Consider the following 12,683-nt stretch of genomic DNA (forward strand, 5'->3'; position numbering starts at 1 on the left):
GGGCGGCCGTCATGGCCGCCCCCACGCGCAATGCTCACGCTCTCCCTGATCGGCATCGGTTGCGGCGATCCCGCGCAGCTCACGCGCGCCGCAGTTGACGCCATCAACGCCGCCGACCTCGTCCTGATCCCGCGCAAGGGAACGGCGAAATCCGATCTCGCCGATCTCAGGCGGACGATCTGCGCGGATGTGCTCACCAGCGACACGACAGCCATCGCCGAGTTCGATCTTCCCGTGCGCGATGCTGCCGAGGCGGATTACCGCAAGGGCGTGGACGACTGGCACGATGCGGTCGCCGCGACCTGGTCCGAGACGATCGCAGATCAGCTCGGAAGCGACGGCAAGGTCGCGCTGCTGATCTGGGGCGATCCTTCGCTGTATGATTCCTCGCTGCGCATCGCGCGGCGGCTCGCTCCCTTGCCCAGAATCGAGGTCGTGCCCGGCATCACGTCGATCCAGGCGCTGTGCGCGGCCCATGCGCTGCCGCTCAACGACATCGGCGAGCCGTTCCTGGTCACGACCGGGCGACGCCTGCGCGAAGGCGGCTGGCCGCAAGGCGTCGACACCGTGGTGGTGATGCTCGACGGCGGCACGGCATTCGAATCGTTGGATCCGGCAGGAATTCACATCTATTGGGGCGCCTATCTCGGCATGCCCGATCAGATCATCATGTCCGGCGCCCTCGCCGAAACCGGCCGGCGCATCGTCGCGGCACGGCAGGAAGCGCGCGCGCGGCATGGCTGGATCATGGACAGCTATATTCTCAAGCGCAGGCGTTAAGCGAGGCAGCATGCTCCCCGAATGGGTCACCCGGAACTGCCCCGCGATCTCCGCGCTTCATCGCGAGGCGGCGATCGCGCGTCAGGCGCAGCTGACGAAGCCGACCGGCGCGCTCGGCCGGCTCGAGCAGCTCGCGATCGAGCTCGCCGGTTTGCAAGCGACCGAGCAGCCGCGCGCGGCGCGCGTGCCGATCATCGTCTTCGCGGGCGACCACGGCATCGTCGCGCAGGGCGTCTCGGCCTATCCGCAACAAGTGACCATCGCGATGATGGCGAATTTTGCCTCCGGCGGTGCTGCGATCTCGGTGCTGGCGCGCGAGCTTGGCTCGCGCCTGGAGGTGGTCGATGCCGGCACGCTGGCCAGTGAGGAGATGACGGGCATCGTCACCGACAAGCCGCGCCACGGCACCCGCGATTTCAGCGTGGAGGCCGCCCTCCTGCCTGCGGAGCTGGCGTTTGCCTTCGAGGCCGGCCGGCGTGCGGTTGCGCGGGCGGAGGCCAGCCAGCCCGATCTGTTGATCTTCGGAGAGATGGGCATCGGCAACACCACGACGTCGGCGGCGATCGCGGCGAGCCTGCTCGGCATCAGCGCCGAGGAGATCGCGGGCGGCGGCACCGGCATCGATGCGGCCGGCCGGGCGCACAAGGCGCGCATGATCGATGCGGCGATTGCACGTCAGGGCGTTGCGGGCGCGGCGCCGGAGAAGATCCTGTGTGCCGTCGGCGGGCTCGAAATCGCCGCTATCTCGGGCGCGATCATCGCGGCCGCGCAGCGCCGCATCCCCGTGCTGATCGATGGCTTCATCGTTTCGGTTGCAGCGCTTGCAGCGGAGCGGCTGAACCCGTCATGTGAGCCCTATCTGCTGCCGTCGCACCAATCGGCCGAGCAGGGCCATCGCCTGGTGCTGCGCGCTTTGAACGTGCAGCCGCTGATCAGCCTCGATCTCAGGCTCGGGGAGGGATCGGGTGCCGCCATCGCGCTGCCGCTGGTGCGGTCGGCCTGCGCGCTCCACAACGGCATGGCGACCTTTGCAGAGGCCAATGTGCCTGACAGGCCTAGCTGATCCGTTGGTTCACCGAGACGACGCGCCAGCCGGCCGCGAGCCGATCGATCCGGGTCAGCGACAGCGGCTCGATCACGAAGCGCAAGGCGGCCTGCGGCGTCAGATCGAGCGCGATGCATAGCGCGGCGCGGATGGTGCCGGAATGCACGACCAGCGTGGCGGGTCCCGCTGCGATCCGCGACAGACCGAGCCGCACGCGCGCGACCTGATCCGCAAAGCTTTCGCCGCCCGGCGGCCGTCCACCGGCCGGATCGTCCCAGAACTGCGCATAGGCCGCGCCGCCGGCGGCAGCGAGCTCGTCGTGCCGATGGCCGGTCCAGTCGCCGAAATCCTGTTCGCGGAATTCGCTGACCTGCTCCGGTTCGAGCCCCAGCGCACGCGCCGTCTCGACCGTGCGCCGCGACGGGCTGGCGTAGCTCGCAGCGTCCTGTGGCAGGCGCTGCCGCAGCGCCTCCAATTGCGCGCGATCGCGGAGATCGGCCGGCGCATCGGCGGCATGGATCGTTCCTTTGACGCCATCGACCGGCGCGTGCCGTATCAGCCAGAGGAAGGTCTCGCCTTCCATGCTCTCATCTCCAAGGAAGTTGTTCGCTGTGGCAGTAACGCCGCAACTGGCACATTGACTCCGTTGTGATGGTAATCCTAGATGCTCGCGACGGTTTCCCCGAGAGGGGATGAAAAGGGAATGCGGTGCGGGGACGTTGTCCCCCAATGCCGTGGCTGCCCCCGCAACTGTGAGCGGATAGTCCTTCGTCAGACGCCACTGGGTCCTCGGTCCCGGGAAGGCGACGAAGTGGTGATGACCCGCGAGCCAGGAGACCTGCCGTCAGCCGTGGTCACACGCGAAGATGTCGGTCGGGGAGTACAGACATTCGGCTTCATCGGACGGCTGCAAGGCCAAAGGTGAGACCTCGTTCGCTGTGACGTGCCACTGACGTCATACCGAGGTTCTGTGCCGTGTCTCCTGTTTGCATCTTACGACCACGCCGCGTCCTGCTTGCCGCCGCCGCCCTCACATCCTTGGCCGTGCTCGATCTGCCCGCCGCACAGGCGCAGCAGGTTCGCGAACCGCTGCCGCCGGTCGAGGTGTCGCCGGCCCAATCCCGCAAACCGGCCAGGTCAACCGGCCGGGAGGCGCAAAGCCCGCGCCGCGCGGCGGCGCGCAGGCCTGCCGCCGCATCCACAGCGCCCAAGCCCGTCGCCCCGGCTGCGACGGCGCCGACGCCGCTCAACACCAACGCGGTGGCCGAAAGCGCCTCGCGGCTCGGCCTGACAGTGCGGCAGACGCCCGCGACCGTCGAGGTGATCTCGGCCGAGACCATGCGCGAGCAGGGCTACCGCACCGTCTCCGACGTCGCCCAGGGCGCCGTCGGCGTCACCTCCGGCGACAATCCCGCGGAGCCTTCCGCCTTCTCGATGCGCGGCTTCACCAACAGCCAGATCAACACGCTCTACAACGGCATCAAGATCGGCCCGCAGAACATGACCTCGCGGATCATGGACACCGCCAATCTGGAGGCCGTTGAATTCCTGAAAGGCCCGGCCTCGCTGATCTCGGGCGAGGGCGCAGCCGGCGGCGCGATCAATTTCGTCACCAGGCAGCCGCACACCGGACCGATCCGGAACGAAGCCGACTTCTCCTGGGATTCCCTGAACTCGTTCCGCGCGCATTATGGCTCGGGCGGCAGCACCAACGTTCAGGGCCTCGACTACCGCTTCGACGTCAGCCGCGCCACGCTCAACGGCTTTGCCGACGACACCAACACCAGGATGCTGGATGTGTCCGGACAGCTCAACTACCGCGTCTCCGACAGCCTCAAGGTCTGGGGTGCGATCGAGTACCGCGAGGATCGTGGCAAGGCCTATTGGGGCGCGCCGCTGGTGCCGATCGCTTATAGCGGCTCGCATGCGACGAGCGAGATCGTTTCGGGCAATTACGTCTCGAACTACAACAAGACCAATCTCGGCGCGGTCACCATCGACGACCGCACCTTCAACACCAACTACAACGTCCTCGACAACCGCAATGTCGCGCAGGAAGTCTGGTTGCGCGGTGGCTTCGAGCTGAAGCTCGCGCCCGATCTCACGCTGAAAAGCCAGGCCTATGGCTATGGAGCGGAACGCAGCTGGTTCAACAACGAGGTCGAGGCGTTCAATTCGGCAACGAACCTGGTCGATCGCGAGCGCTTCTACGTCGCACACAGCCAGCGTCTCGTCGGCAACATCACCGACCTGATCTGGGACACTGACATCGCAGGCTTCGACAATCGGCTGGTCACGACATTGTCGTCGAGCTATCTCGATTTCGTCAGGCCGGGCGCGGCAAACTTCCCCGGCGATTCCGTCTCGCTGGTCGATCCCAACCGCGGCTTCTACGGCTTGCTGACGACGCAGCAACAGACGGCGCGGATCGACAACGAAGCTCTGTCGTTCGAGGACCGGCTGAAGCTGACGCATAACTTCGCGCTGATTGGCGGCCTGCGCCTCGAGCATATCGGGCTCGATCGCAACTCGACCGACTCCGCCGGGGTCGTGAAAGCGGGCTTCCCGTACACCAAGGACTGGGCGCCTGTGACAGGACGCGTCGGCTACACCTGGGAGGCCGTGCCCGGACTGACTTTCTTCAGCCAGTACGCCACCGGCGCTGACGTGTCGGCCAACAACATCTTCCTGCTCTCGCCGACCCAGCCATTGGACCTCACCACCGCGCGCACCTATGAGACCGGCGTCAAACATCTGTTCTGGGACAACAGGGCGGAGTGGTCGTTCTCGGCCTACGACATCGTGCGCAAGAACGTCTATGCCGCGGCCGGCGGGCAGGCGCTCAACATCGCCGGGCGGCAGGAGTCCAAGGGCGTCGAGCTTGCGGCGTCGTTGCGTCCGATCGAGCCGCTGCGGCTCTGGGGCAACATCGCCTATGTCGATGCGCGCTATGCCGACTATAATTTCGCCGGCGGCTCGTTCTCCGGCAACACGCCGCCGAACGTCCCGCGGATCGTCGCCAATGCCGGCGCCTCCTGGCGTTTCTTCACGCCCTGGCCGGTGGAGCTCGGCATCACCGGCCGCCATGTCGGCGACCGCTACAACACCGATGCCAATGTCGTGACGATGAAGGCCTACACCGTCGCCGACGTCTATGCCTTCGTCGACATCCCCAAGACGGTGTTTGGTGCGGTCGACCAGGCCCGCCTGACCTTCCGCGTCCGCAACATCACCGACAGGCGCTATGCGATCTGGGGCGATCCGTTCTATCCCGACCAGATCCTGCTCGGCGCACCGCGCACCTACGAGCTCTCGGCGGCGTTCAAATGGTAGGACGCTGACCGCATGATGGGCGCGGTCGTCCTGTTGCATCGCTGGCTTGGAATCGCGTTCTGCCTGCTGTTCGCGATGTGGTTTTCGACCGGCATCGTGATGCACTTCGTTCCGTTTCCGTCGTTGACGGAAGCGGAGCGCTTTGCCGGCCTCGCGCCGGTGCAGCATGCGGAGACGAGGATCTCGGTCGCCGACGCCGTCGCCGCGAGCGGAATCATCGATGCCACGCGCGTGCGGTTGGTCGAGCGGCGCGGCGGATCGGTCTATATCGTGTCGGGCCCATCGCGCGTCCGTGCGGTTCGTGCCGCCGACGGGCAGGATGCAGCTTTGATCTCCGCCGATCTCGTGCTCGCCATCGCGCAGGATCACGCCCGCCGCCGCGGGCTCGATGCCGCGCGGGCCGGGATCGTGGCACTGGCGGATTACGATCAGTGGAGCGTGCCGAACGGCCTCGACCGCCATCGACCCTTGTTTCACATCGCGCTCGGCGATGCCGCGGGAACGGAGATCTATGTCTCGTCGCGCACCGGCGAGGTCGTCCTCGATACGACGCGAGGCGAGCGCGGCTGGAATTGGGCCGGCGCTGTGCTGCACTGGATCTACCCCACGGTTCTGCGGAGCAATTGGTCGCTATGGGACCGCGTCGTCTGGACGCTGTCGCTGCTGGCCTTGCTCGCGGCTGCGCTGGGCGCGGTGCTCGGGATGGTACGGATCAGGATGCGAGATCGCCGGATCTCGACACCCTACCGCGGCTGGCATGCGCTGCATCACCTCGTTGGCCTTGCAGCAACGGTCTTCGTGTTGACCTGGATCTTCAGCGGCTGGCTTTCGATGGATCACGGCCGGCTGTTCTCGCGCGGGGAGCTGAGCCCCACCGAGGCCGGCGTGATGAACGCGGCCCCGGGCTGGACGGCGGCTCCGTCATTCGATCGACAGCCGATAGCGTCGTCGGTCCGCGAGGTTGAATGGTTCGCCTTTGGCGGCCAACTTTATCGCCGCGATCGCTCTGCCCTCGGCGTCCAGACCTTGGCCATGGCAGGGGATGCCTCCCGCGCGGAATTTCTGACTGCGCGCGAGGTCGGAGGGCTCGCGGCGCGACTTGCTACTGGATGCGGTACGCTGTCGGTCCTTGCCGGAAACGACGACTATCCCGCGCGATCGGCCGTCGCCGGAGCCCCCGTCTATCGCGTCCGCTGCGGCGATCTCTGGTTCGACATCGACGGTGCCGGCGGCCAGGTGCTGCAACGGCTGGATGCCTCGCGGCGCGCCTATCGCTGGTTCTACAGCGCGCTCCACACCCTCGATTTTCCGGTTCTGATGACGCATCCGTTTCTGCGCGATGTTCTCATCGTCGGGTTCTGTGCGCTGGGTTTGGTGTTCTCCCTGACCGGCGTCGTGATCGGCTGGCGGCGCTTGCGGCTCTCTCTGATGACCTGACCCACGCGAACCAGCCGCGATCTCGACGTGCTGCGCATGCCGGGGTGGCCCAGATCGCAATGAGATCCTGCTGGCGAAGGGCCAGTTAGTGGCATACCATTTGCTTGCCAATGAGCTCTGGTTTCACCTGCCTTTGGCCAACGATGGCCGGCAATCACGGCATTACTGGGAGGACTTCATGGATCGCAGGACCGTATTGAAGGGACTGGCTGGCGCGGGCGGTCTGGCATTGACCGGCCTCTCGGCTCCGGCCATCGCGCAGGGCGCATCGGTCCGCACGCTGCGCTTCGTGCCCCAGGCCAATCTCGCCAATTTCGATCCGATCTGGGGCACGCAATATGTCGTGCGTAATGCCGCCGCGCTGGTCTGGGACACGCTTTACGGCATCGATTCCTCGCTCCAGCCGCAGCGCCAGATGGTCGAGTCCGAGGAGACGTCCGACGACGGCAGGATCTGGACGTTCCGCTTGCGCCCCGGTCTCAAGTTCCATGACGGCGAGCCGGTGCTGGCCAAGGACGTGGTCGCGAGCCTGTCGCGCTGGGCGGCGCGCGATCCGATGGGCCTGATGATCATCGCGATCCAGCAGGAGCTGACGGCCGTCGACGACCGCACCTTCAAATGGGTCTTGAAGCAGCCCTTCCCGAAAATGCTCTATGCGCTGGCCAAGAACAACGCGCCGTGCTCCTTCATCATGCCCGAGCGCATTGCCAAGACCGACCCCTTCAAGCAGATCACAGAATATGTCGGCTCGGGTCCCATGAAGTTCGCCAAGGGCGAATGGGTGCCGGGCGCCAAGGCCGTGTTCGAGAAGTTCGCCGATTACGTGCCGCGCCAGGAGAAGGCATCCTGGCTCGCCGGTGGCAAGCAGATGATGGTCGATCGCGTGGAGTGGATCGTGATGCCGGATCCGGCCACCGCCGCGGCCGCCCTGCAGAACGGCGAGGTCGATTGGTGGGAGAACCCGATCGCCGATCTCGTGCCCGTGCTTAAGAAGAACAAGAACATCAGCGTCGATATCGGCGATCCCCTCGGCAATATCGGTTCGTTCCGCATGAACCATCTGTTCGCGCCGTTCAACGATGTGCGCGCGCGGCGCGCTGTGCTGATGGCGATGAACCAGGAAGACTACATGCGCGCGATCGTCGGCGACGATAACGCGCTGTGGAAGCCGCTGCCCGGCTTCTTCACGCCTGACACGCCTGTTTACAACGAGCTGGGCGGCGAGATCCTCAAGGGCAAGCGCGATCTCGACGCCGCCAAGAAGCTGCTCGCCGAGAGCGGCTATTCCGGCCAGCCGGTGACGTGCCTGGTCGCGCAGGACCAGCCGATCACGAAGGCGCAAGGCGACGTCACGGCCGACCTCCTCAAGAAGCTCGGCATGAATGTCGACTTCGTCGCGACCGATTGGGGCACGGTCGGCTCCCGCCGTGCGGCGAAGACGCCGCCGGGGCAGGGCGGCTGGAACATGTTCCACAGCTGGCACGCAGGCGCCGACTGCATCACGCCCGCCGCCTACACGGCCATCCGCGCCAACGGCGACAAGGCCTGGTTCGGCTGGCCCAACAGCCCGAACACCGAGAAGGAGATCACGGGCTGGTTCGAGGCCAAGAATGTCGAGGAGGAAAAGGCCGCGATCGGCAAGGTCAACAAGGCGGCACTCGAGGATGTCGTCTACGCGCCGACCGGCTTCTTCCTGACCTATACGGCATGGCGCAAGAACGTCTCCGGCATCACCAAGGGACCGCTGCCGTTCTTCTGGGGCGTGTCGAAATCCGCATGATGCTGCGCTGAAGCCAGATGCTCTCCTACATCCTCCGTCGCATCGTCGCGACCCTGCCGGTCATGGCGATCGTCGCGCTGTTCGTGTTCAGCCTGCTCTACATCGCGCCGGGTGACCCCGCCGTGGTGATCGCGGGCGACCAGGCAAGTCCGGAGGATGTGGAGCGCATCCGCCAGAGCCTCGGTCTGGACCGGCCGTTCCTGATCCAGTTCGGAAGCTGGGTCTGGCGCATCCTGCACGGCGACCTCGGCACCTCGATCTTCACCAATCTGCCGGTGTCGGCGATGATCGGGCAGCGCCTCGGACCGACGCTGTCGCTGATGATCGTCACGCTGCTGCTCACGATCGTGGTGGCGGTGCCGCTCGGCGTGGTGGCGGCGTGGAAGGCGGGCAGCCTGATCGACCGCGTCATCATGGGCTTTGCCGTGTTCGGCTTCTCGCTGCCGGTCTTCGTGGTCGGCTACATGCTCGCCTACATCTTCGCACTCGAGCTCGAATGGCTGCCCGTGCAAGGCTACACGCCGCTCAGCTCAGGCTTCTGGCCGTGGCTGGAAAACCTGATCCTGCCGGCGATCGCGCTCGGCTGCGTCTACATCGCCCTGGTTGCGCGCATCACCCGCGCGGCCATGCTCGAAGTGCTGCAGCAGGACTACATCCGCACCGCAAAGGCCAAGGGCCTCGGCCAGGGCGGCATCCTGTTCGTTCACGCGCTGAAGAACGCGGCGGTGCCGATCGTGACGGTGATCGGGATCGGCATCGCGCTGCTGATCGGCGGCGCGGTCGTGACCGAGAGCGTGTTCGCGATTCCGGGCCTTGGCCGGCTCACGATCGATGCGATCCTGCGGCGCGACTATCCCGTGATCCAGGGCATCGTGCTGCTGTTCAGCTTCGTCTACGTCCTCGTCAATCTGATGATCGACGTCATTTACACGCTCGTTGACCCGAGGATCCGCTATTGACCGACACGACCGTCAATCCGCAATCGCTTCCGGCTGGGTTCGTGCTTGCACCACAGCTGCCCGAAATCCTGCGGCCGGTCACGATCCGGCGCGGCTTCCTCGGATTCCTGCGCGGGCATCCCACCGTTGCGATCGGCGGCGCATTGCTGCTGACGCTGGTGCTGATCGCGATCTTTGCGCCCTATCTCGGGTCGGTCGATCCGACCGCGCTCGCGCCGGCCAAGCGCACGCGGGCACCGTCGGCCGATTTCTGGTTCGGCACCGACGTGCTCGGCCGCGATATCTATTCGCGCGTGCTCTACGGCGCGCGGGTCTCGCTCACGGTCGGGCTTTCAGTTGCGATCTTTGCGTCTGCTGCCGGCCTTGCCATCGGCATGGTCTCCGGCTTCATCCGCTGGGCCGACGGCATTCTGATGCGCGTCATGGACGGGCTGATGTCGATCCCGCCGATCCTGCTCGCGATCGCGCTGATGGCGCTGACGCGGGGCAGCGTCGGCAACGTCATCCTGGCCATCACCGTGGCCGAGATCCCGCGCGTCTCGCGCCTCGTCCGCAGCGTCGTGCTGTCGCTGCGCGAGCAGCCCTATGTGGATGCCGCGGTCGCCTGCGGAACGCGCACGCCGATGATCATCCTGCGCCACATCCTGCCCAACACGGTGGCGCCCATGCTGGTGCAGGCAACCTATATCTGCGCCAGCGCCATGATCACCGAGGCAATTCTGTCCTTCATCGGCGCCGGCACGCCGCCGACCATTCCGTCCTGGGGCAACATCATGGCGGAGGGCCGGGCGCTGTGGCAGGTCAAGCCTTACATCGTGTTCTTCCCGGCAGCGTTTCTCTCGGTCACCGTGCTCGCCGTGAATCTCCTCGGCGACGGCCTTCGCGATGCGCTCGACCCGCGCATGGCCAAAAGCCTGTGATGGATCGAGGCTGATCGCGATGGCCCTGCTCGAAGTCGACAACCTCCAGACCCATTTCCGCACCCCCGGCGGCATCAACCGCGCGGTCGACGGCGTATCCTTCCATGTCAATGAAGGCGAGACGCTGGCCATCGTCGGCGAATCCGGCTGCGGCAAGTCGGTGACCTCGATGTCCCTGATGCGGCTGATCCCGGAGCCGCCGGGCCGGATCGCAGGCAGCATCCGCTTTGCGGGCAGGGACCTCCTCAAGCTGTCCGATCGCGAGATGCGCGCCATCCGCGGCAACGACATCTCGATGATCTTCCAGGAGCCGATGACGAGCCTGAACCCGGTGCTCACCGTCGGCCGCCAGATCCGCGAGACCTTGATGATCCATCAGGGCCTCGACAAGCAGGCCGCCGAGGCGCACGCGGTGGAGATGCTGACGCTGGTCGGCATCCCCGAGCCGAAGCGGCGGGTGCGCGAATATCCGCACCAGCTCTCCGGCGGCATGCGCCAGCGCGTCATGATCGCCATCGCGCTCGCCTGCAATCCGAAGCTTCTGATCGCGGACGAGCCCACCACCGCGCTCGACGTGACGATCCAGGCGCAGATCCTCAAGCTGATGCTGGACCTCAAGCGCCGGGTCGGCGCCGCCATCATCCTGATCACCCACGATCTCGGCGTCGTCGCCGAGATCGCCGAGCGCGTCATGGTGATGTACGCCGGCCGCAAGGTCGAGGAGGCGCCGGTCGCCGAGCTGTTCCGCTCCCCGCGTCATCCCTACACCCAAGGCCTGTTGGGTGCGGTGCCGCGGCTCGGCTCCTCGCTGACGGGCACCGCGAGGCGGCTGGCCGAGATTCCCGGGCAGGTGCCCGATCTGCGCAAGCCGATCGCCGGCTGCGTCTTCGCCGGCCGCTGCGCGCTCGCGACCGATCTGTGCCGGCAGTATGCGCCCGGGCTCGAAGAGAAGGGCCCGCGCCACATCGCCGCCTGTCATTACGCGGCCAAGGGAGCCGTTGCGGCATGAGCCCTCCGCTGCTCCAGGTCAACGACCTCAAGAAGCATTTCCCGGTCAAGGCCGGGCTGTTCAGCCGCAAGTCCGAATTCGTCTATGCGGTCGACGGCGTCTCCTTCGAGATCGCGCGCGGCGAGACGCTGTCGTTGGTCGGCGAGTCCGGCTGCGGCAAGTCGACGGTCGGCCGCGCCATCCTGCGGCTGTTCGACATCACCGCGGGGCAGGTGATCCTCGACGGTCAGCGCATCGACGATGCCGCGCCGAGCACGATGCGCCAGATGCGCCGGCGGGTGCAGGTGGTGTTCCAGGATCCGTTCTCGAGCCTCAACCCGCGCATGCGGGTGCGCGATATCCTGGCCGAGCCGATCCGCAATTTCGGCCTCGCGAAATCCGCCGAGGATCTCGAAGTTCGCCTCACGGCGCTGATGGACACCGTGCGATTGCCGCGCGAGGCGCTCAATCGCAGGCCGCACGAATTCTCCGGCGGCCAGCGTCAGCGCATCGGCATCGCCCGGGCGCTGGCGGCCGAGCCCGAGCTGATCGTGTGCGACGAGGCGGTGTCCGCGCTCGACGTCTCGGTCAAGGCGCAGATCGTCAATCTGCTGCAGGATCTCCAGAGCGAGTTCGGCCTCGCGCTTTTGTTCATCAGCCACGACCTCGCGATCGTCGAGCACATGACCCACCGCGTCGCGGTGATGTATCTCGGCAAGATCGTGGAGGTGGCGCCGCGTCGCGAGATCTTCGCCGCGCCCAGACATCCCTACACCAAGGCGCTGCTGTCCGCGGTGCCGCTGCCCGAGCCGGGTGCCCAGCGTAACCCGATCATCCTCAAGGGCGACGTGCCGAGCCCGATCAATCCGCCGAAGGGGTGCCGCTTCCACACCCGCTGCCCGCTCGTGTTCGATCGCTGCCGGGCCGAGGAGCCGGTGCTTCGCGCGGCCGGAGCCGAGCAATGGGTGGCCTGTCATCTCGAAGAGGCCGCGCCGGCGGCGAGCCCGGAAGGGTGAGTTTCGCGCTGGAAATTCGTTAGCAAAAACAACCCCGTTCTACTGTGCATGGGGTTGTTTTCGCAGTTTTGATGTGGCCGGCCTCAGCCCTGGCGGCGCAGGAAGCCGGTGATCGTGACCTTGTCCCAGATCCCGGCCGCGGCAAAGGGATCGGCGCGGTTGAAGGCCTCGACCTCGCTGCGGCCGGGGGCCTCGATCAGGAACAGGCTGCCGATCATGGTCGCGCCGTCGTCGGAGACCAGCGGCCCCGACATCACGATCTTGACGCCGAAGCGCGAGGTGTCGCTCAGGAACGCCTTGTGGGCATCGTAATTGGCGAGCCGGGTCGGCAGTGCCCCGGCGCGGTCGAGGGCGTGAATGGCGAACAGCATGGGGTCTCCGTTTCTTGACTTGGTTTTGGGACGGCCGCCGTGGCGACCGTCCGG

Annotated in this window: 11 protein-coding genes and 1 riboswitch; of the genes, 9 read left to right on the forward strand and 2 right to left on the reverse strand. The window is 66.4% G+C overall.

Going from position 1 to position 12,683, the window contains the following annotated elements:
* Positions 1-30 precede the first annotated feature (30 nt).
* The gene (cobF, locus tag WI560_RS10840) at positions 31-780 is read left to right on the forward strand and encodes a precorrin-6A synthase (deacetylating) (protein WP_375307986.1); all 750 of its coding nucleotides are present in this window, start codon (positions 31-33) and stop codon (positions 778-780) included.
* Between the two features lie 10 nt (positions 781-790).
* Positions 791-1,843 (forward strand): nicotinate-nucleotide--dimethylbenzimidazole phosphoribosyltransferase, encoded by a 1,053-nt coding sequence (cobT, locus tag WI560_RS10845; RefSeq protein ID WP_375307987.1) that lies wholly within the window; start codon positions 791-793, stop codon positions 1,841-1,843.
* Here cobT and WI560_RS10850 read toward each other — a convergent pair.
* Positions 1,836-2,408 (reverse strand): histidine phosphatase family protein, encoded by a 573-nt coding sequence (locus WI560_RS10850; protein ID WP_375307988.1) that lies wholly within the window; start codon positions 2,406-2,408, stop codon positions 1,836-1,838. The genes cobT and WI560_RS10850 overlap by 8 nt on opposite strands.
* Before the next feature lie 74 nt (positions 2,409-2,482).
* A riboswitch (cobalamin riboswitch) is annotated at positions 2,483-2,686 on the forward strand.
* Positions 2,687-2,800: 114 nt separating this feature from the next.
* Between WI560_RS10850 and WI560_RS10855 the strand changes: the two genes are divergently transcribed.
* The 7 genes from WI560_RS10855 to WI560_RS10885 all read left to right on the forward strand — a co-directional run bounded on the left by WI560_RS10855 (position 2,801) and on the right by WI560_RS10885 (position 12,258).
* Positions 2,801-5,158, forward strand: coding sequence for a TonB-dependent receptor (locus tag WI560_RS10855; RefSeq protein ID WP_375307989.1), 2,358 nt, complete (start codon positions 2,801-2,803; stop codon positions 5,156-5,158).
* A 12-nt stretch (positions 5,159-5,170) separates the two neighbouring features.
* On the forward strand, positions 5,171-6,595 hold the full coding sequence (locus tag WI560_RS10860) for a PepSY domain-containing protein (protein ID WP_375307990.1): 1,425 nt from the start codon (positions 5,171-5,173) through the stop codon (positions 6,593-6,595).
* Positions 6,596-6,773: 178 nt separating this feature from the next.
* Positions 6,774-8,375, forward strand: a complete 1,602-nt coding sequence (locus WI560_RS10865) for an ABC transporter substrate-binding protein (RefSeq protein WP_375307991.1) — start codon at positions 6,774-6,776, stop codon at positions 8,373-8,375.
* A gap of 17 nt (positions 8,376-8,392) precedes the next feature.
* Positions 8,393-9,334, forward strand: coding sequence for an ABC transporter permease (locus WI560_RS10870; protein WP_375307992.1), 942 nt, complete (start codon positions 8,393-8,395; stop codon positions 9,332-9,334).
* Positions 9,331-10,254: an ABC transporter permease gene (locus tag WI560_RS10875; RefSeq protein ID WP_375307993.1), complete on the forward strand. Its 924-nt coding sequence runs from the start codon at positions 9,331-9,333 to the stop codon at positions 10,252-10,254. Before WI560_RS10870 ends, WI560_RS10875 begins: the two co-directional genes overlap by 4 nt.
* A gap of 19 nt (positions 10,255-10,273) precedes the next feature.
* Positions 10,274-11,263: an ABC transporter ATP-binding protein gene (locus WI560_RS10880; RefSeq protein ID WP_375307994.1), complete on the forward strand. Its 990-nt coding sequence runs from the start codon at positions 10,274-10,276 to the stop codon at positions 11,261-11,263.
* Positions 11,260-12,258, forward strand: coding sequence for an ABC transporter ATP-binding protein (locus tag WI560_RS10885; RefSeq protein WP_257177686.1), 999 nt, complete (start codon positions 11,260-11,262; stop codon positions 12,256-12,258). Before WI560_RS10880 ends, WI560_RS10885 begins: the two co-directional genes overlap by 4 nt.
* 83 nt (positions 12,259-12,341) lie before the next feature.
* Here WI560_RS10885 and WI560_RS10890 read toward each other — a convergent pair whose 3' ends face one another.
* Entirely contained in the window at positions 12,342-12,629 is a 288-nt protein-coding gene (locus WI560_RS10890; RefSeq protein WP_375307995.1) for a YciI family protein, read from the reverse strand.
* Positions 12,630-12,683 lie beyond the last annotated feature (54 nt).

This window comes from Bradyrhizobium sp. A11, from assembly GCF_042077125.1.
Taxonomy (GTDB): Bacteria; Pseudomonadota; Alphaproteobacteria; order Rhizobiales; family Xanthobacteraceae; genus Bradyrhizobium; species Bradyrhizobium japonicum_B.

Coding starts and splice junctions, on each gene's coding strand:
- cobF (WP_375307986.1), top strand. CDS start 31: ATGCTCACGCTCTCCCTGATCGGCATCGGTTGCGGCGATCCCGCGCAG.
- cobT (WP_375307987.1), top strand. CDS start 791: ATGCTCCCCGAATGGGTCACCCGGAACTGCCCCGCGATCTCCGCGCTT.
- WI560_RS10850 (WP_375307988.1), bottom strand. CDS start 2,408: ATGGAAGGCGAGACCTTCCTCTGGCTGATACGGCACGCGCCGGTCGAT.
- WI560_RS10860 (WP_375307990.1), top strand. CDS start 5,171: ATGATGGGCGCGGTCGTCCTGTTGCATCGCTGGCTTGGAATCGCGTTC.
- WI560_RS10865 (WP_375307991.1), top strand. CDS start 6,774: ATGGATCGCAGGACCGTATTGAAGGGACTGGCTGGCGCGGGCGGTCTG.
- WI560_RS10870 (WP_375307992.1), top strand. CDS start 8,393: ATGCTCTCCTACATCCTCCGTCGCATCGTCGCGACCCTGCCGGTCATG.
- WI560_RS10880 (WP_375307994.1), top strand. CDS start 10,274: ATGGCCCTGCTCGAAGTCGACAACCTCCAGACCCATTTCCGCACCCCC.
- WI560_RS10885 (WP_257177686.1), top strand. CDS start 11,260: ATGAGCCCTCCGCTGCTCCAGGTCAACGACCTCAAGAAGCATTTCCCG.
- WI560_RS10890 (WP_375307995.1), bottom strand. CDS start 12,629: ATGCTGTTCGCCATTCACGCCCTCGACCGCGCCGGGGCACTGCCGACC.